13 protein-coding genes are annotated in these 20928 nt (G+C 44.2%); 7 read left to right on the top strand and 6 right to left on the bottom strand.

What is annotated here, in order from left to right; genetic code table 11:
- Positions 1-34 precede the first annotated feature (34 nt).
- Positions 35-2503 carry an ATP-dependent Clp protease ATP-binding subunit gene (locus tag V7K27_RS05195; RefSeq protein ID WP_334944973.1) on the bottom strand — a complete coding sequence of 823 codons (2469 nt, stop codon included), beginning with the start codon at positions 2501-2503 and terminating at the stop codon, positions 35-37.
- 461 nt (positions 2504-2964) lie between these two features.
- Entirely contained in the window at positions 2965-3516 is a 552-nt protein-coding gene (gene rimI / locus V7K27_RS05190; protein ID WP_334944971.1) for a ribosomal protein S18-alanine N-acetyltransferase, read from the bottom strand.
- Positions 3517-3608: 92 nt separating this feature from the next.
- Here rimI and lysA point away from each other — a divergent pair, with 92 nt between their 5' ends.
- From lysA to V7K27_RS05175, 3 genes are all read left to right on the top strand, one after another.
- Entirely contained in the window at positions 3609-5006 is a 1398-nt protein-coding gene (gene lysA / locus V7K27_RS05185) for a diaminopimelate decarboxylase (protein WP_334944969.1), read from the top strand.
- A 115-nt stretch (positions 5007-5121) separates the two neighbouring features.
- Positions 5122-6045 (top strand): diadenylate cyclase CdaA, encoded by a 924-nt coding sequence (gene cdaA, locus V7K27_RS05180; protein ID WP_334944968.1) that lies wholly within the window; start codon positions 5122-5124, stop codon positions 6043-6045.
- Entirely contained in the window at positions 6042-6791 is a 750-nt protein-coding gene (locus V7K27_RS05175; RefSeq protein ID WP_334944966.1) for an isoprenyl transferase, read from the top strand. The genes cdaA and V7K27_RS05175 overlap by 4 nt, the downstream gene beginning before the upstream one ends.
- Positions 6792-6899: 108 nt before the next feature.
- Here the strand turns inward: V7K27_RS05175 and V7K27_RS05170 are convergent, their stop codons facing one another.
- The 3 genes from V7K27_RS05170 to V7K27_RS05160 all read right to left on the bottom strand — a co-directional run bounded on the left by V7K27_RS05170 (position 6900) and on the right by V7K27_RS05160 (position 12713).
- Positions 6900-9608 carry a CHAT domain-containing protein gene (locus V7K27_RS05170; RefSeq protein WP_334944964.1) on the bottom strand — a complete coding sequence of 903 codons (2709 nt, stop codon included), beginning with the start codon at positions 9606-9608 and terminating at the stop codon, positions 6900-6902.
- Positions 9609-10074: 466 nt separating this feature from the next.
- A complete protein-coding gene (locus V7K27_RS05165) occupies positions 10075-12045 on the bottom strand; it encodes a CHASE2 domain-containing protein (protein ID WP_334944962.1) in 1971 nt (656 codons plus the stop codon).
- Entirely contained in the window at positions 12045-12713 is a 669-nt protein-coding gene (locus tag V7K27_RS05160; RefSeq protein ID WP_334944960.1) for a response regulator transcription factor, read from the bottom strand. Before V7K27_RS05160 ends, V7K27_RS05165 begins: the two co-directional genes overlap by 1 nt.
- Before the next feature lie 448 nt (positions 12714-13161).
- Here V7K27_RS05160 and V7K27_RS05155 point away from each other — a divergent pair, with 448 nt between their 5' ends.
- The 4 genes from V7K27_RS05155 (at position 13162) to V7K27_RS05140 (ending at position 18974) form a co-directional block, all read left to right on the top strand.
- Positions 13162-16098 (top strand): S-layer family protein, encoded by a 2937-nt coding sequence (locus V7K27_RS05155; protein ID WP_334944958.1) that lies wholly within the window; start codon positions 13162-13164, stop codon positions 16096-16098.
- Positions 16099-16650: 552 nt separating this feature from the next.
- Positions 16651-18144 carry a sensor histidine kinase gene (locus V7K27_RS05150; protein WP_334944956.1) on the top strand — a complete coding sequence of 498 codons (1494 nt, stop codon included), beginning with the start codon at positions 16651-16653 and terminating at the stop codon, positions 18142-18144.
- 180 nt (positions 18145-18324) lie between these two features.
- A complete protein-coding gene (locus V7K27_RS05145) occupies positions 18325-18546 on the top strand; it encodes an AbrB/MazE/SpoVT family DNA-binding domain-containing protein (RefSeq protein ID WP_029637898.1) in 222 nt (73 codons plus the stop codon).
- Between the two features lie 14 nt (positions 18547-18560).
- Positions 18561-18974 (top strand): putative toxin-antitoxin system toxin component, PIN family, encoded by a 414-nt coding sequence (locus tag V7K27_RS05140; protein ID WP_334944954.1) that lies wholly within the window; start codon positions 18561-18563, stop codon positions 18972-18974.
- Positions 18975-19265: 291 nt separating this feature from the next.
- Here the strand turns inward: V7K27_RS05140 and V7K27_RS05135 are convergent, their stop codons facing one another.
- Positions 19266-20774 (bottom strand): DICT sensory domain-containing protein, encoded by a 1509-nt coding sequence (locus V7K27_RS05135; RefSeq protein WP_334944952.1) that lies wholly within the window; start codon positions 20772-20774, stop codon positions 19266-19268.
- Positions 20775-20928: the final 154 nt, after the last annotated feature.

Raw genomic sequence — 20928 nt, 5'->3', positions numbered from 1 at the left:
TTCTATTTGAGACTCAAATCTCAAACCCTAAATTTTACTCAACACCTTGGGGTAACAATTCCCGACGCTGTTCAGAACTAACTTGCACAACGCCGTTTTCATCGACATCAACGATCGCAGTATCGCCATCTTTAATGCGACCAGACAGAATTTCTTCTGCGAGGCTATCTTCTAACAGGCGCATAATCGCTCGGCGTAACGGCCTTGCGCCGTAGCTGGGACTGTAACCTTCAGTGATCAAGCGATCCTTGAAGCGATCGGTGACTTCTAAGGTGATACCCTTTTCCGTCAGGCGACCAAATACTTCCTTGAGCATAATTTCGGCGATTTGTGTTACCTCCGGCTTGCTCAACTGACGGAAGACGATAATTTCATCGAGTCGGTTGAGGAACTCTGGACGGAAGTATTGCTTCAATTCTTCGTTCACCAAAGAGCGAATCCGGTTGTAAGTTGACTCGGTGGCATCTTCGGAGAACTCAAAGCCGATACCACTACCGCCTTTTTCAATTACCTTAGAACCAATATTGGAAGTTAAAATCAGCAAGGTGTTTTTGAAGTCCACCGTGCGACCTTTGGCATCGGTTAACCGACCGTCTTCCAAAATTTGCAGCAGCATATTAAATACATCGGGGTGTGCTTTTTCGATTTCGTCGAACAACACCACGGTGTAAGGACGCCGCCGCACGGCTTCGGTCAGCTGACCACCTTCGTTATAGCCAACATAACCTGGAGGCGAACCAATCAGCTTACTGACGGTGTGACGCTCCATGTATTCGGACATATCTAAGCGAATCATCGCTTCTTCGGAACCGAAGAAGTATGCAGCCAAGGACTTCGCCAACTCGGTTTTACCCACACCAGTCGGCCCAGAGAAGACAAAGCTAGCTATGGGTCGATTGGGATTTTTTAAACCAACACGAGCGCGACGAATTGCTCGTGAAACTGCTCTGACAGCTTCATCTTGACCGATTAAACGCTGATGCAAGGTATCTTCCATGTGCAGCAGCTTTTCAGATTCAGATTCGGTGAGTTTGCTCACCGGTACCCCAGTCCAGGAAGCGACAATGTGGGCAATGTCTTCTTCTGTAACTACAGGTTCTTCACCTTCAGTGCCAGTTGCATTGGTCTTGCTTTGAGCGATCGCGCGGATTTCGGCTTTAATTTCCATCTCGCGATCGCGCAATTCTCCAGCTTTGTCAAAGTCTTGAGAGCGCACCGCATCATCTTTTTCTTTTAATATCTGACGCAGCTCTTTGTCTAACTCTTTGGCTGCGGGTGGCAGCTGGGAGTTAATCAAACGCACCCTAGAACCAGCTTCATCAACTAAGTCGATGGCTTTATCTGGCAGGAAGCGATCGCTAATATAACGATCTGACAACTTCGCCGCCGCCACCAATGCTTCGTCAGAGATTTTCAGTTTATGGTGTTGTTCGTAGCGTTCGCGCAGACCATACAAAATTTCAATTGTTTCATCAACTGTAGGTTCGCCAACCATTACTGGTTGGAAACGCCGCTCCAGCGCTGCATCTCGCTCGATGTGCTTCCGGTATTCATCTAGGGTTGTAGCACCGATGCACTGCAACTCACCCCTAGCCAAAGCTGGCTTGAGGATATTCGCTGCGTCAATAGCACCTTCTGCCGCACCCGCACCAATTAAGGTGTGTACCTCATCAATCACGAGAATGACATTACCCGCAGAGCGGATTTCATCCATGATTTTTTTCAAGCGTTCTTCAAATTCACCCCGGTACTTGGTGCCTGCTACGAGCAAACCAATGTCCAGTGTGACGACGCGTTTATCTTCTAGGATATCAGGGATATCTTTAGTGGCAATGCGTGAAGCTAAACCTTCAGCGATCGCTGTTTTACCAACCCCTGGTTCCCCAATCAGCACTGGGTTATTTTTAGTCCGGCGACCCAATATCTGGATCACCCGCTCAATTTCCTTGGCGCGTCCCACCACTGGATCGAGCTTATTGTCCATTGCCATCTGAGTTAGGTTTGAGCCAAATTCATCCAGAGTCGGGGTTTTTGTGCGCCCGGATGAACCGCCTGGTGAAACTTCGGCAGTTTCTCCCAACATGCGGATGACTTGGGTTCTTACCTTAGATAGATCCACACCGAGGTTTTCTAGCACCCTGGCTGCCACGCCTTCCCCTTCGCGGATTAGGCCCAACAGCAGATGCTCGGTGCCAATGTAGTTATGCCCCAGTTGGCGTGCTTCTTCCAAGGAGAGTTCTAGAACTCGCTTTGCCCGTGGGGTAAACGGAATTTCTACGGCAACAAAGCCTGATCCCCGTCCGATAATTTTTTCAACTTCAATTCGGGCATCTTTGAGATTGACGCCCATTGATTTCAGCACCTTGGCGGCTACTCCAGTGCCTTCGCCAATCAGACCCAAGAGGATCTGTTCGGTTCCGACAAAGTTGTGACCTAAACGGCGGGCCTCTTCTTGGGCCAGCATGATTACCTTAATGGCTTTTTCTGTGAAGCGCTCAAACATGGCATTTATCCCATCATCTGCGGTCGTGCCGGTATGCTGATTTTAGCACAGGCAAAGCTTTTGGATGCCTGTAAAACAGATTATAGACATCCTGAAGCTATGACTTGAGTTGATGGGCTAATTGTTAACTATTGACTACTTTTATCTGGCTAGCGTACTGAGGAGCTTTAGTTCACCAGCCTTTTTGGGATTTATTACAAATAGCTGACTGCTGACATTGAGAGTTTCTTTACTTAATCCCAAACACTTATATGTAACATTTGTATTTTTTAATGTCAAGAAAAAATACTATATATATGTTTTTATCATAGAAAATATCATGTCGATAAGAAATTTGAATATAAATAGATGCAGCAAAGTTGCATTTTTTTGCTGAAGCCGATCGCCAGCCCCGATAATTCCAAATTAATTACGAATTACGAACGCGAGTGCGTGCCGGAGGCTCTATTACGAATTACGAATTACTTAAAAAGCAAGTGCCAAGAGGATTTGTCCAGGCGATCGCTGATAATAGAGTGCCACTGGTCTAAAGTTGCTTGAAATTTGGGGTATTGTAAATTTGGCAGCCAAAGAATCAGTGCGTCCTCATCGTTATCTTGGTAGTAGCGCTTACGCCGGCCAGCTGTTTGGAAGCCAAATTTTTGATATAAAGATATAGCCCCCAAGTTGGAAGCTCGGACTTCTAGGGTCGCTCGCTCTAAGCCGCGATCGCAAGCTGTCTTAATGAGTGAATATAATAAAGCCTGTCCTAAACCTTGGCGGTGATATTGGGGATGAACCGCCAAAATTGTAATGTGGGCTTCCTCTAAAATTGACCAAAAGCAACCCATTCCCAGCAGTCTCGAATTAGAGACAGGGGAAAATAAACCCAATATATCGCTGTTGGGACTGTCCAATTCTCGTTGGTAGCCCTCCATTGTCCATAATCTGCCAAAACAGGCTTGATCAAGTTCTAACAATGCACTCAGATGCTCTGGAGTCAGTAATTTAATTTCTAAGTCTAATGAGATCACATTTATTGAATAAGATTACAAACCATTTGTAAACTGGGAATCAGAAGACGAATTCAAAGCCCGTAATTTGAACAAGGAAAACTTTTATAGTTATGGTATCGACTCACCCCACTGGGGTTCAACATTCTGGAAGTCAATATTTACCTCAAAGGGGCGACACCAGCGCCAATCCATCGCCTAATCAAGAACTTTTACCCTTGACTGCCAGAGTTCACGATCATCACCTCCTGGAAATTGGTGGGTGTGATGTCACGACCCTAGTTGAGCAGTTTGGTTCACCTTTATATATTTTAGATGAAGAAACCCTGCGTTCGGCTTCTCAGCAATACCGAGATGCTTTTAAGCAATACTATAAGGGCGAATCTCAAGTATTGTACGCTTCAAAAGCTTGGAATTGTTTAGCAGTTTGTGCGATCGCTGCCTCTGAGGGTTTAGGAATCGATGTAGTTTCCGGGGGCGAACTTTACACCGCCTTGCAAGCGGGTGTTAGTCCCAATAAAATCTACCTTCACGGAAATAATAAATCTCGTGAAGAATTAATTTTAGCGATCGAGTCTGGTGTCACCATTGTGGCGGATAATTGGTATGAGTTGCGTACCCTTGTCGAAATAGCCCAACCTGCTCAACCAATCCGCATCATGCTCCGGCTAACTCCTGGTATTGAGTGTCACACCCACGAATATATTCGCACGGGACACTTAGATAGCAAATTTGGCTTTGATCCCAACGATCTAAATGAAGTTTTTACCTTTGTCAGTCAACAACCTGCCCTTAATTGCGTAGGAGTACACGCTCATATTGGTTCCCAAATTTTTGAGCGCCAACCGCATCAAGATTTGGCGGCTGTCATGGTTCAGTGGCTAAGGGATGCCGGGAAGTATGGTTTAAATATTACAGAGTTAAATGTTGGGGGCGGTTTAGGGATTAAGTATATAGAATCAGACGATCCCCCTAGCATTGAAGAGTGGGTGAAGGCGATTTGTGAAGTGATCCAAGAAGCTTGTGTAAGCGAAAATCTGCCTTTGCCGAAATTACTGAGTGAACCGGGGCGATCGCTAATTGCCACAGCTTGCGTCACTGCCTATACTATTGGTTCATCGAAAGTTATCCCAGAAATTCGTACTTACGTGGCGATCGATGGAGGAATGTCTGACAATCCCCGCCCGATTACTTACCAATCAGTTTATCGGGCAGTGATTGCCAATAAAATGTCTTCTCCCTTAACCCAAACAGTCACAATTGCTGGTAAACATTGTGAATCAGGAGATATTCTGATTAAAAATGCCCTACTCCCAAAGACTGAACCAGGGGATATTCTCGTAGTTATGGGAACTGGTGCGTACAATTACAGTATGGCATCTAACTACAACCGCTTGCCCCGACCGGCAGCAGTTGTAGTGGCGAATGGCGAAGCAAATTTAATTTTGCAACGTGAAACTTATCAAGACTTAATTAGACAAGATCGCCTACCAGAAAGACTGAAAAAATAGTCATTAGTCATTAGTCCTGGGTCATTTGCCAGGAACTAATTACAAATAACTAATGACAAATGACAAATGACAAATGACTAAATGTAATTAGAGGCAAAAGTGTAATCCAGATGTCATGAGAGATTGGTGGAAGCAATGGCTGACAAACCTAGGATGGTCACAGTCCTTGCTACTTGGGACTCTGGATATTGTCTTAGTGCTGGCGCTGACATATATGATACTAGTTATCATTAGTGAGCGCCGGACACTGTGGATGGTGCGGGGGTTTATTATCTTAATGCTAGCCTCAGCACTAAGTGGCAGATTAGGACTACTTCTGCTAAGTTTTGTACTGGAAAAGTTGGTGATTGGTTGTGCTGTAGCGATGGCAGTTGCTCTACAGCTAGAGTTTCGGCGGTTTTTGGAGCAATTGGGGCGTGGCGAATTCCGCCAGATGTTTCAACCAGACCGTCTGGCGATCCCCAAATCTGATAGTGTAATTGATGAAATTGTCGAGGCTGTTAAAGAATTGTCAAAAAACCGCATTGGAGCTTTACTAATTTTAGAAACCACAGGGCCAATTGATGAGCGAGATTTTTCTGTGCCAGGAGTAAAGCTGAATGCGGAGGTTTCTAAGGAACTGATCCAAACAATTTTTCAGCCGAAAACTTTGTTACACGATGGAGCGACATTGATTCGTGGCTCACGGATTGTGTCATCGGGTATAATTTTACCACTTTCGGGACGCACAGCCTCGCGCCAGTTGGGAACACGCCACCGGGCGGCAATGGGAATTACTGAGCGGGTCGAAAATTGCATTTGTGTGGTTGTATCTGAAGAAACGGGTTCCATTTCCTTAGCGGAACGCGGAATCCTAAATAGACCACTGACAATTAAGAAGCTGAAAGAGTCATTAGAGGCTCTTTTGTCCCCAACCGTGGATAGAGAAGCTGTTGCTCCTGGTCTGTTGAGTTTTGTTCATCAGATAGGTGGGAAGACACTAGCACTGGTTTCACGTTTACTCGGATTACCATCGACCGCTTCTCGAGATAAAAAATGACAGGACAACAAACTAAACTGCAAGATTTGCCTACTGATTTAAAACGAGAACTATTGCCCCAGCACGTTGCAGTGATTATGGATGGCAATGGTCGATGGGCTAAACGTCAGGGTCTACCCCGGATTATGGGTCATAAGCGAGGAGTAGATGCTCTGAAGGATTTACTTCGCTGTTGTCAAGATTGGGGAATTCAAGCACTGACAGCTTATGCTTTCTCGACAGAGAATTGGAAAAGACCGCAGGAAGAAGTGGATTTTTTGATGACTCTGTTTCAAAGAGTTTTGCGCCAAGAACTGCGGGAAATGGTCGAAAAGAATGTGCAAATTAAGTTTGTGGGAAATTTGCAAGACTTGCCACGATCGCTCCAACAAGAAATTTCCCGTTCGATGGCAGAAACCAAGGATAATCGGGGTATCCGGTTTTCGGTGGCAACTAATTATGGCGGACGGCAGGAGATTTTACAAGCTTGTCAGGCGATCGCAAAGCAAGTTCAGCAAGGTTTGCTACAACCCGATGAAATTGACGAGCAGGTGTTTGAGAGCCACTTGTATACAGCCGGAATTACTGACCCAGATTTGTTAATTCGCACAAGTGGAGAAATGCGCCTTTCAAATTTCCTTCTCTGGCAAATGGCTTATGGCGAAATTTACATCACCGATACTCTCTGGCCTGATTTTGATCGGGCTGAGTTTCACCGCGCCTTGTGTGCCTACCAGCAACGGGAGCGGCGGTTTGGGAAAGTTTGAAACAGAATTCAGAATTCAGAATTCAGAATTCAGAATTCAGAATCAATTTAGTGGGGGATTTAGACCCGCCACTACGAAAGTTGACCACCAAATTAATTCAAAAAATGTTTACAGCCAGTTACCAATGAGAATGAATGGTGCCCAGTATCCAGGGTGACTTTCAAGTTGCTGCTGATGCGCTTGTAGCCAAGCTATTTGAGTCGCTTGTAAAGCTTTGGCTTTACTTAGTCCACTGTGCCAACTTTGATAAAATTTGGCTATCAGTTGCGCGGTTGCGGCATCATCAATTTTCCATAGAGAGGCCATAGCACTTTCAGATCCCGCTTGGATGGCGATTCCAGCTAGACCTAAAGTTTCACGATCGCTACCTACTGCTGTTTCACAAGCTGTCAAGGTCAATAACTCTATGGGATGATTGCGATCGCGGCTATTACTAATTAGTTCATAAAGGTCGGCTATTGTCAATTTTTCATTATAAGTCTCAGTTCGGCGAGATTTTTGATAATTTGCTTCCACTTTTTTACCAGTCACCAAGAATGTTTCTCTATCATCAATCCCAAACTTGCCGTGTGTTGCGAGATGAATTACTGGGTAAGTATTTTTTTGTAACTCTTGTTGCAAGCGATCGGGTGTAAAGTCTTGATCCAGTAAGCCCTTACTTTTAGGTAAACTCGTTGTAATGGTTTTAATCTCTAATTTCACTTGACTAAGCGGCTCAAAAGATTTTGCACCCGCATCCGTTTCAACGGTAGCTGCCTGTGTCAAGCCGAAAGCCAATATTCTTAATTCTTGAGGGTTATAACGGATTGGATTGGTTAGAGTCAGTGCTGGGGCAGTGGCGATCGCATACTTTTCAATCAAGAATTGCTTGCCGTCAAACAGCGCCCCCATCGGGACACTCCGAAGAATTCCATCTTGGATAAATACTAAAGTTTCGATTTTCTCTGTTTCTAAATATTTGATAAAAGGACGAATGAACCACTCATACACTTGTTGAGCTTTGGCTTTATAACTGTTTACCAAATCGGAGCGCTTTTCTAGTTTAACTCGGAGGTCATTGATTACATCTTTGACTTCCTGACTCTTAGCCTGTACCCAAAACAATCGTGATTTAAATTTTTGATCGCCGTCAGCCAAAGTCAGAATGATCGCTAGGCGCTCTTTCAAGATAATCGAACTCAAGACAGCAGTGTTTTTCCCGATTAATGGCACTGGTTCCTGAATCTGTGCTAAATCACAATCATTACCTAAATAATTTTGTAGTTCTGCTAGCCTTAATTCATCTATTCCGAGAAGGACAAATTTCAAATTCTGTTGAATATCAGATTCTTTAACAAGATGCTGACTTTGCTCTAGGCGTAACTCCAGCAACTCGCGGTAAACTGGTTCAACATTGTCTCGAAAGTCAAATTGAAAATCTCGCTGTTCTAAGGTCAGGTCGCTACGGATAGTTTTGAGGCTGTCAATAGATTGTTCATAAAAATTAATCGCTTCTTTCACCCGACCTGTGGCTTTAGATAGGCGTCCCGCCTGCCAAGCCCACAAGTAAAGGCTCTCGTTTGCGATCGTGCCAATCAGCGCTTGTTGAGTTAAATTTATCGCTTGTTGATAATCATGGCGACATTCGTAAATATGTCCTAATCGACCTTTGGCAAAGGATTCTCCCTCCCGATCTTGTATTTTTTGAGTGATTTTTACAGCTTTATTGAGTAGTTGAATAGACGGGAGTAACGATTCTGACTCTAAGCATTGAGTTGCTGGGTCAGTTGTTACCGACTTGCTGTTTTGGTTAACGAGTTGTAAAAGATTAGCGAGTTGAATCGCCCCATAAGCTTGCTCGCGGGAGTCAGGCAATTGTTCCAATACAGCGATCGCTTGCTGTAATGTATTGTTAACTATGGTTTTATCCTGACGATGTTGGCGGTAATAAAGCCTAACTAGACCTAGTAGCGATCGCAGTTCGTTTACTCTATCGTTTTGGCTACGAGCTAGATTCAGACTTTGTTCAAAATATTGTGCAGCTTGGTTATCATCACTAACCGCGTCTTGCTGGAATTTTTGGGCTGTTTTATTATCGCCTACCTCGCTAGCGAATTCAGCACGACGCTCATTCCCCTTAGCCAGACTAGCGTAGGTATTGGCTAAACCATTTAAGCTAGACATTATATAAGTTTGATTATTGATGCGCTGGGCTATTTCATAACTGCGTTCAAAATCTTGAATAGCTTTCTCGTACTCGCCTTGGAGACGATGAGCATTTCCCAGACTGCCCCAAGCGGCGACTTCGCCCAGATCATCTGAGTGGTGGCGGGCAATTTCTAGGGAACTATCCTGAGTACATGGCAAATTGATTTGATTTTGACCGCACAAAATAGCAACTGCCCGTCGGTGCTGTCCCAAGCTACTGTAAAGTTGAGCCTGTTCTGTCAGCATCCGTCCTACTTTTATCGGCTCCTTTGTTTGACGATAGTAGGCAATAACTTGCTTTAATTGCGCGATCGCTTCGGGTATTTGACCTACTTGTTGGTATGCTCTGGCAAGGTATGTGAGGACACTTATTCTATCAGCAGAATTACTGTTGCTCTCTTGATCGGAGGAGAGGGATTTTTGCCAAGACTTGATTGCTCCTTGAATATCGCCAGCTTGATATAGCTTAAGTCCTTGCTGTGTTAAAGCCGACGATTTAGCTGTTGCGATCTCTGCGATTCCCTGATGCCCAATTGTTAGAGAAGGATGTGCTAACCACAAGCATAAGGTTAGCGTTGTGAGGAAGATAACTGCCCAAACGCGACGAATACGGTATGGCAAGCGTTGCATGATGGCACAAAGTAATATTTTAATTAATCAGCGATCTCTTCGACTCTAGTTGCTAAATCAGTGGATATCGCATACATAATTAAATACAGTGTACACACAAGTTTTTCTCAACGCAATTTACAGTTAGGGACTTCCAAGAAATAAATTATCCAATCTTGTGGGGTGGACGTCACGAGAGCCCAGTAACTAAAGGCTCTCGTGACGCCCACCCCACAATAAATAGTTGGATATTTTTTTATTTGGAAGTCCCTTAAGTCTCATAGCCTCTGAGATACCTCACCCTGGTTTTGCTACGCAAAACCTGTCCCTCTCCGTGAGTTCGGAGAGGGATGTCTGATAGGACAGGGTGAGGTTTTTTTATTATGGTCAGTTCAGCCGACATGATATTATTTATCTCTGTAATCTGCTGTTGTTAAAGTCAGAACCTATATGCATTTACTCAAAGTATCAATTTTGACAATATTAGTCATTTCCAATTATCTGGATACAAAAATCGTTGTCGCCAAGTTCTTGCTATAGGCCAACTCAACTCGCAGACAGTGCCTTGGGGAGAGTGAGGAAATCGTCGAAACTTACCTCTCAATTTTCGGGCTAAATCTTGAGCTTGGTCTGTTCCTCGCCCGCCACTTTGATAGTGAGATTTGGATATAATTCCAGATCCATTATCAATTATTTGCAAGCAATACTCGCTCGCCGATCGCAAACAAATAACATCAAGACGGGTAGCTCCTTGGGAATGTTTGCCGACATTACACAAAGCTTCTTGCAAAAATAAGTATAAGCCCCGCTTTTGATCTGCATTTAAGTAACAATCTTCTAGTGGCTCAAAGTTGGGAGGAATAAAACTTTGAATTGTCTCAAATCCTGGAAATTTTCTTTGTAAGGTACTGTCGTAAATATGATAAAGTAACTCAGAAATTGGAATTTGTAGATCGAGAACCACATTTCCCTCTAAGTAGAGACTGTCATTGCGACTCAGCATTTCTTGACTAAGAGAATCAGGGATACTTCGTAACTCCCGATTCAGTTGTTCAAGTTGCGATCGCAAGTTCCGTGTTTCTATGTCTTCTTCGCCAAGACCCCTTAAAATTACAGCCAGAGTTTGCAGAGGTCCATTATGGATTGTCTCAAAACAGCGCTTGAGAGTTAGACTACGTTGTTCGAGTAATGTTCTTAAATCTCGGTCGAAAAAAGATGTTGTCAGTCCGGCACATGCTAGAGATAACAAGGTTGGTACTAAAGGAATCCACCAACCTACAATTAGGAAAATATAACAAACTCCCACAAGTGCGATGCTAGCTAACCCCAGGCTCAACAGTGTTTTTAGAGGAGATTTCAGGATTAAACCCAGAATTATGCCAAGTAAACCCCAAGCTAAAATCCACAAATATTCCCAAAATTTTGACCACACTTTTAACAGTGGTCGTCTGTCTAAAACATTACTAATAATTTGGCTCGTGGCATGGGCGTGAATCTCTACACCATAAATCCATTGATACTGATTAGCAGAATTTTCAAATCCTAAATCTTTAGTATAAAATGTACGTTTTACTGCTGAAGTGATAAATCTATCTTTAATACTGGAGGCAGTCATGCCGACAATCACGACGCGATCGCTAATCCAATTGGGATCAATTTTTTTAGTGAGGACATCTCTCAAAGATAAGATGCGAAAAGGTTCGGGATCAGAGCGAAAGTTTAATAGTATCTGAAAGCCATTAGCATCAGTTCCCACATATCCGCCAGAATTGGGGAGAAAGCGGACTAGCTGACTCGAACCAAACCCGATCGGATCGTAAGAACGACTGCCATGATTAAATACAATTCCTTGTTCGCGCAAATAGAATTGTGCTAAACGCAAAGGTAAGGAGTATTTAAGTTTTCCCGTGTAAGTCTTGCTTGCCATCAAGCTGCGGCGGAGCTTGCCATCAGGATCAACTATTACATCTGCAAAGCCAACTCGTTCGGGAGGTAATTCAGGCGGTGGCTTAACATTAAAAGTTCGTTTCTGATTTAATGCAACTTCAACTCCAATGATATTTTGATTTTCTCTCAAGGCAAGTGCGAAGTCTGTACGATCTGAATTACTATCTTTGTCCTTAAAAAGATCCAGACCGATGACTCTAGGTTTGTAAGTATCTAGAATGTTCAACATTTTAGCAATGTCTTGATCTGGTATGGGATAGCTTCCTACATAGTTAATATCCTCTTCATCAATGCCGACAATTACCACCCGTGGATCGATAGCTTCATTAGGCCGCATCCGTAGCAATTGGTCGAATACAAGCCACTCTTGCGATTGCAATAATCCTGTTGAGCGAACCAGCACAATCAATCCGATTATTGAGAGTCCTGGGAGAATAACTTCTCCCCAGGGTTGCAGTTGTTTATAAACTTTTTTCCAGAAATAGCCTTTTATAAGAAGCGTAAACTTCATCAATTGATTAATCCGATTTTTCTAGCTGCGATCTCAATTTGAATTCTCAATTCTTTACCAGGTTCGTCATAGACACCCAAAGAATCTTGCAGTCTAATCCAATAATTTCTGACAGTGCGATCGCTCAACTTCATTTTTTGAGCGATCGCTTTATCTGTTAAGCCTTCTTGATATTTCAGCGTCAGTACCTCGAGCCATTTTCGGTCAAATTCTGGGCGCGATCGCAATTCTGAAGATAAATAAATAGAGCCGCGCAATGCCAAGTCAACTAACTTCAACATTTCGCGGATTGGCAAAGACTTATCCATAGCGGCAAAGCCACCTTCATAAGCATTAATTATCGGTTTGAGACGTACCAACGGTTTGACATTGGTACTCACCACCACTAAGTTAGGGGCAAGAGTGCTTTCCATCAAAGTTTTGCTCAGTTGCATACCAACCTCAACCTGAGCTAGAGCTTGAGGCTTTTCTGGCAGACATAAGTCCACAATTAGCAAATCTGGGTGGTGGCGTTCAAATTGCTGATACGCAGTTTGGGCATCCTGAGCCGCGAAGATTTCCGCTTCTGGATATTTCTCTTTGAGCGCTGGAATTGTACCTTGAAGAATGGCTTCGTGGTCGTCAACAACTAAAAACTTTTGCAAAGTTTGCTTTGGCTCTCGGTTCATAACTGGTTTACTTTTTAATAATATATTTATTCAACCTACCAAAACTAGAGGAGGTTTAACTTTTTGTGGCGAGAAATTAACTTGCCATTTACAGCTATTTTCAGGTAAATAGACCACGCGGTAGGGGCACAGCATTGCTGTGCCCCTACGACAGATGTGGTTCAAATACATGATTTCTGCTGTAAGTAAAAATTATCCTTCAAGACTAGGATACAAATAATCAACTGACTCCGTGTTGCAGTTTGAGGAATTTAGTTTTCCAAAATTGGAAAATCAGCACCTTAGTTAAGCAATATGACAACTTGTTAAAGTTGATGACATAGTATGAATAACTGGTTGTGAGGAGTCGATAAGTCTTGTGAAAGCTAAATTAAGGTGTTATCAAAGTTGGGAATCTCTGCTATTTAGTTCTGGGGCGATAACTATAACGGGATGCTGTGCTTTTGTAATGACTAGCCCCGTCTACGCCCAAATTATTCCTGATAATACACTTGAGGTAAATTCCAGGGTCGCGCCGGGATGCACAGCTTGCACGATTGAAGGTGGAACAGTTCGGGGAAGCAATCTGTTCCACAGTTTTAGCGAGTTTTCCGTACCTACAGGCGGGGAAGCGTTTTTCAATAATGCGACGCAGATTCAGAACATCTTCACTCGCGTTACAGGTAACTCAGTCTCAAATATTGATGGGTTGATTCGGGCAAATAGCCCTGCAAATTTATTTTTAATCAATCCGAATGGAATTGTCTTTAACTCCAATGCCTCCCTGAATATTGGCGGTTCGTTTATTGCAAGTACTGCTAATAGTCTTAATTTTAGTGATGGGATTAAATTCAGTGCTGTAAATTCTCAAACTCCACCTTTGCTGACTATCAATGTACCCATTGGCTTACAATTTGGAAGAAATCCGGGAAAGATTCAGGTACAAGATTCTAATTTAGAAGTTAATCCTGGTCAGACCTTAGCACTTGTAGGCGGTAATGTGGAGCTTAAGGGTGGTCAACTCCTAGCTTCGGGTGGAAATGTGGAGTTGGGAGGTATGGCAGACATTGGTACAGTTGGTATGAGTATTAATGCCTCATACCTTGGTTTAAGTTTTCCTAATGGCGTTGAACGAGGTGATGTATCTCTGGGCAATGGCACTGATGTCAATGTACTCGCTGGTGCTGGGGGCAGTATTGCGATCAATGCCCGTTCCTTGGATATGACTGGAGAAAGTACACAGCTACAATCAGGGATACCATCAGGGTTGGGTTCTGTTGACTCACAGACGGGAGATATTGAAATTAATGCAACAGATGCAATAAACCTGAATGGAAGTCGTATCTCTAATACAGTGCAATCAACGGCTGTAGGTAACAGTGGCAACATCAATATAACGACCGGATCGCTTTATGCAATAAATGGCGGTCTACTGAATACCGAAACCTCTGGACAGGGGAAGGCTGGCAGTATAAACATAGTTGCCCGTGATACCGTTTCCTTTGATGCCAGTCAGGCATCCAGTGCTGTACGACCAACAGGCGTGGGCAAAGGAGGCAATATCAACATCAAAACTGGGTCACTCTCTGTTACCAATGGTGGTGAGCTGGTTGCTACCAACTATGGTGGAAGGGGGGATGCAGGTAGGGTAGATATTACTGCCGAGGATACCGTTACCTTTGATGGGATAGGTAGCAATGGATATCCGAGTGGAGCATTCAGCAATGTGTTGTCAAAGGGGGTGGGCAACGGTGTCGGCATCAATATTACCACTGGGTCACTTGATCTGAAAAATGGCGCTGTATTGAATGTCAGAGTCGATGGGAAAGGAAATGCAGGCAGTGTAAATATAGTTGCCCGCGATACAGTTTCCTTGGATGGCAATGGCACAAATGTCAGCTCGGTACTCAGCGGAGTGCGGAGAGGAGCCGAAGGTCAGGGAGGCAATATCAAGATTACCACTGGGTCACTTGATCTAAAAAATGGCGCTCAATTGAATGCCAGAGTCGATGGGAAAGGAGATGCAGGCAGTGTGGATATATTTGCCCGCGATACAGTTTCCTTGGATGGCAATCGCACAAAAAATGACACTTGGATAGTCAGCGGAGTGCAGACAGGAGCCGAAGGTCAGGGAGGCAATATCAATATTAGCACTGGGTCACTCTCTGTTATAAATGGTGGTGAGCTGGTTGCTACCAACTATGGTGGAAAGGGGGATGCAGGCAGTGTGAATATTACTGCCGGGGATACCGTTACCTTTGATGGGATAGGTAGCAATGGATTTCCGAGTGGAGCATTCAGCAATATGTTCCCAAATGCGGTGGGCAAGGGTGCCGACATCAATATTACCACTGGGTCACTTGATCTGAAAAATGGCGCTGTATTGAATGCCAGAACCGCAGGGGAAGGCAATGCAGGCAATGTGAATATATTTGCTCAAGATAGAGTCTCCTTGGAAGGAGCCGGCAACAATGGAAACCCCAGTCAAGTACTCAGTACTGTGGAATCCACAGGCGTAGGCAAGGGGGGCGATATAAACATTACAACCGGGATGCTGTCTTTAAAGGATGGGGCCCAAGTAACGGTGAGTAGTCAAGGGTCAGGAATTGCAGGCTCATTAATAGTTGAAGCTAACTCTATCAATCTTGACAACAATGCAAGAATCAGTGCTGACACAAAAGGAGGACAGGGAAATATTAATTTGCGATCGCGGGATTTATTGCTCCTACGCCGAGGTAGTAGCATTACTACCGACGCTACTGGTACTGCCACTGGTGGCAATATTACGATTGATACCGATAACCTAGTGGCTGTTCCAAAAGAAAATAGCGACATCACTGCCAATGCTGAAGATAGCTTTGGTGGTCGAGTAATTGTCAATGCTTCTGGCATCTTTGGTACCCAGTTTCGTCTACAACCCACGCCATTAAGTGACATTACAGCTAGTTCTGCTCGTGGTTCTCAATTCAATGGCGTAGTGCAACTCAACACGCTCGATGTTAACCCTAGTCAAGGCTTAAATGCTCTGCCCACAAACATCATCGATACTTCCCAATTGATTGCCAATAGTTGCATTGCACGGAGTAAACGACCACAAGGAAAATTTATCATCACGGGGAACGGAGGTTTGCCAGTGATGCCAGATGACCCCTCAATTGCACCCTATCAAACTTATCAAATCCCAACTGTCCAGAGCGCAAGTATCTCAACGCCACAAGAAAACGCTCTCGACCCAAAAAACTCGATTACTAGCAACAAACCTCACAATGCTCTTAAATCTGCACCACTGATTGAAGCTCAGGGATGGATGTACGGAGCTAATGGTGAGGTGATTCTCACTGCCTCTGCACCTACTGTCCCTCCTCACGGTTCTTGGTCTAAACTCCCTACCTGTTCGGGTTCCTAAGAAGTTAGCACTTACGCACTGAAGCCTGAAACTCTACAACCAACAAATTAAAACCTCACCCAAGATTACCCTTGGGTAAATCTTTCCCTCTCCTTATTACAGCAGTTTTCATCTATTTGAACCACATCTGTCGTAGGGGCACAGCACTGCTGTGCCCTTACCGCGTGGTCTATTTACCTGAAAATAGCTGTAAGGATGCGGTGTATACACAAGTCTTTGGTGAGGCCATTTAAGATTTATCGCGCAGCCCCTGAGATACCTCAAGAAAGATTTTGCTATGCAAAAGCTGTCCCTCTCCTTATTAAGGAGAGGCATGTCCGATAAGACAGGGTGAGGTTTTTCTTTGTTTTGGGTAATTCGATAACTTATGTGTACACCGTAGTCTTACAGCTATTTACCTGAAAATAGCTGTAACTTATAGGGGAAATTGCGCCCGAATTGTTCGGTTCTACCACTATCAACAGTACGCAAATAGCTATAACCTTTTAAGTAGTAGTGAAATGTCTACCCTAGACGCTGTTAGTCACTCTTGAGTTAAGGGGGTGAAAACCTGTGTATAAATGGATATTGCCAAGCTTGAGCGAAATCTTGGCTGAAAATCAATCAAGTGTGGCTGAATGTTCGCCTGCTAAAGCAGAACGGCAGTGGCGTGTCAGCCTAGCGGCGACAGAACATTTGCTATTAAATACTTTAGCAAATCTTTCAGCTGCCACAACCCAAGGATTAGTTTTAGCTGCACCAGCACCCTTATTTAGTCAGCCAAAACTGACTCAAAGCTTAGAAACAGTAACTTTTTCAGCAAAACCATTTAATCCCTTGGCGCTGATGCCATTTCAGATGCCAGATGCGATCCCAGAGTTGGGCTACGCCAACGCATCTGTAAATGAACAAATCGCTCCCCATGAATCGGTACTTCCCTTACTACCTGCCGATCCGTTAGGGGCAGAGCAGTTTTGCTTAGTTTTTACAGAAAAATTTAGATTAGTGCTGGTTTTAGCAACCCACAAGAACGGTAAAAAAACCTTTTCATTTTCTTTTGAACCAGAAGTAGTACAGCAGGCTTGGCGATCGCTAGGAGCAAGGGTAATGCTGGCTAATCCAGAATTTTTTGCCCGCCTAGACGCATTAGTAGAACAGTATTCCCCGGTAGCACCAGATTACCGCATCATGAATGAGTTTAGCCAGTTATTGCTTCAGGAATTAACAGAACCAGAAGAGACTAGGGACTCTTTACTAGGGACTGGTGACAAGGAGGACAAGGAGAATAACCCATCCCCAATGCCCAATGCCCAATGCCCAATGCCCAAATCCCCAAATCCTGATGTGGAATTGCTCCAAGCTTTCGCTCACGAAGTCCGCACACCTTTAACAACTATTCGCACCATGACTCGTCTGCTGTTGAAGCGGCGAGACTTAGATGCTAGCGTGATTAATCGCTTAAAGATTATCGATCATGAGTGTACCGAGCAAATTGACCGCATGGAGTTGTTGTTTAAGGCAGCAGAATTAGAAACTACTGCTTCAGCAAAATCCTCAAAAACTCAACTCACGCCGATGTCTTTAGATCAAGTGTTGCAGCAGAGCATTCCTCGTTGGGAACAAGCAGCGCATCGGCGGAACTTAACTTTAAATGTTGTTTTACCTCAGCAACTACCAACGGTGGTGAGCAATCCCACCATGCTCGATCAGGTACTCACTGGTTTGATCGAGAATTTCACTCGCAGCTTACCCCCTGGCAGCCATATTCAAGTACAAGTTATTCCGGCTGGAGATCAACTGAAGTTACAATTATCGCCTCAATTTGGGTGCAAAGATTCCAATAAAGCTGCCACACCTGCAAGGCCACCAATTCGGAAAGCTCTAGGTCAACTGCTGATGTTCCAACCCGAAACGGGTACGATTAGTTTGAATATCGCCGCAACTAAGCATTTGTTTCAGGCGATCGGTGGAAAACTGATTGTGCGCCAGCGTCCACACTATGGGGAAGTTTTGACGATTTTCCTGCCATTGGAAGTTAGCAAGCAGAAGCCAGGAGTTAAGAGTTAGGAGTTACTGGCAGTCATTTCAGGCTTTATAAGAAGAATTCAGAACTCAGGAGCAAAGCTTAGGATTGCTCTGCGGCTTGGCGTCAGAATTCTGTGATTGGGTTTTAGATTTAGTAAGGTAGGATGTATATACTCAAGTAAGGAATCCTTACATTTGATAGCAAAAGCTAGGAGGCAAGTCATGCTCGCCAAGTTAACTTCTAAGAATCAACTAACGCTGCCTAAAAGTATTACTCGTGAAATCGGGGAGGCTGAGTATTTTGAGGTAAAGGTGGAGGGGGGGCAAATTATTCTGACTCCTGTAAAAATTCAGCGGGCTGATGCGGTTCGATCTAAGCTGGCGGATTTAGGACTGAGTGAGCAGGATGTGGCTGATGCAGTGGCTTGGGCGCGTCAGTCGTAATGGTTTGTCCACGGGTGGTAATTGATACTAGTATCATCATCTCTGCGCTGATATTTGGGGGCAGAGTATCTAGGCTTCGTTTGGCATGGCAGGACGATCTCTTCACTCCCCTGGTTTCTAAAGCGACAACGACTGAGTTAATCCGAGTGCTGGCTGATCCAAAGTTTAAGCTCACGCCAACTGAGCAAGAAGATTTACTATCGGATTACATACTCTTTTGTGAAGCTGTAGCGATGCCCGACCGCTTGCCTGTAATTCCTGAATGTCGCGATCCGTTTGATGTGCCTTTTTTACTTTTGGCTGTGGTCAGTGAGGCTGATTATCTCGTGACGGGCGATCGCGATTTACTCAGTCTAAAAGATAATTTTTCTTGCCCGATGATCACGGCTGAAGATTTTCTAAATGTTATTGATGGTCATCATGACTAATGACTCATGACTCACAACTCATGACTCATTTTCTGTAGCGATCGCTCTTGGGATATCGCCAACACTTGCCAATTGTATTATCTCGTTAAGAGTCTCCGACTCTTAATGCCTTCCGAGAGGGCTGCCGCCTCAAGACTTGCGGCAGAGCCGCGATGAGGTGCATTTCCAGCTTCTTGCTGGAAACGAGGTTTTAAAAGGCTTTCACTTTAAGTTGACACGCATGAGCTTTTTCTGTGCCCCTACGAGAAATCTATATGTATCAGGGTTTCTGTGAAATGGTATCACAACTGATCATTCATTTTTTGTAGCGATCGCTCTTGGGATATCGCCAACACTTGCCAATTGTATTGTAAATGTGGAACCTTCAGATAATTTACTTTTGACAGAAATAGATCCGCCAGAGCGCAGCAGCAATTGCTGTACAATTGTTAACCCCAACCCAGCACCACCATAATCTTCAGTTGCGGCTGTCCGCACACGATAAAACCGATCAAAGATTTTGGGAATCTCATTTTCGGCAATACCGATACCTGTGTCGCGGAATTCTAATTGGACATAATCGCCTTGAATCCGGGCACGCACCCATACTTGACCACCAATCGGGGTAAACTTAATGCTGTTGTGCAGCATATTGATCACAATTTGCCTCAGACCACCACTCACGCACCAAACAGATGGGAGTTCAGTGGGTACCGTATAGGTTAAGATAATCCCTTTTTCTTGGGCTACTGTTTGATAGGTACTGACTACTCCAGGTACAATATCTGAGAGACGCACCGACTCCAAAGCCCTCCCCTCCAAATTGCGTTCTAGCTGCACCAGTTCCAACAAACCAGTAATCAGGGAATTTTGTTGATCGCACTGCGTATTTAACATCTGTAAATAACGTTGTCGCTGGGGGGGTTTAAGATTAGGGGAATTCAATAACGAAAGTGCTGTCTTCATGTGCGTTAAGGGTGTACGCAATTCCTGACAGACATTTTTCAGATATTCATCTTTGAGTTGCTCTTTGTTGTGCAGTTCTTGATTTTGCTGCTGCAACTTGGTGCTGCGTATTGTAATGATTTGACGATTAATTTCATCTTGTCGCAGGAGTTGTTTTGCCAATAGTTGATTCATCAGTGCGGCTTGGGGCGCACTTGGACAAATAAAACTAGCAGGTAAAATTGGGGATGATTCTGGCGCGATCGCTTTTTGGATACCATTTAATACTTGCTGAATTATTCTCCCCTCAACAGTAGTTATAATCAGCAACGGCTGGTTTTTATTAGTATTTACCTTCCCCGATGTCTGATTTTTGCGTTTTTTAAGTGGTCGATGAGCCAAAATTAAACTGCAAAACTGGGGCGATAATACCATCAGAAAGTTTTCCCGTCGCAGTTGGCTATCTGGTGGGAGGTGAACAGAGACATGATGAGAGGATGAGGGGGATGAGGGGGATGAGGGGGATGAGGGGGATGAGGAGGCATTTACTCTTCCCTCTCCCTCATCTCCCCCTGCTCCCTCATCTCCCCCTGCTCCCTCATCTCCCCCTTTCCCGCTTTCGTCAATCTGGCAAGTGTAAATGAAACTAGACGCACCTACTGAGGATTTATAACGGGCTAATTCTGATTGCCAAATTTTATCCGGTGGTAGCTTCACCCATAAAGTTGCTGCAATTTGCTGCTCAATTAGTAAGTCAATTTGCGCTCTCACTAGTGATAGCAGAGTCGCAGGACTGAGGGACAATGGTTTAGGAGGCACTTGCACTCCCATAACCAGTTGATAAACGGACAGTTCCTTAGTCAGAGATACATTCATGAGTCAAGCACAACAAGGATGAAGCAAGAAATAATTCTGTTTTCGATTCTCACCTTTATGTGTGCATTTTTTACAAAATCCCCAAGGAAAGAAACATGAACAATCAATTATGGGCAAATTTTAATTGTGTTAAATTCACATTATTTTAGGGTAG

This window comes from Nostoc sp., assembly GCF_036919575.1.
In the GTDB taxonomy this organism is placed as follows: domain Bacteria; phylum Cyanobacteriota; class Cyanobacteriia; order Cyanobacteriales; family Nostocaceae; genus Nostoc.
The sequence above is the reverse complement of the archived record's forward strand: the minus strand, read 5'-3'. Positions and strand labels throughout refer to the sequence as shown.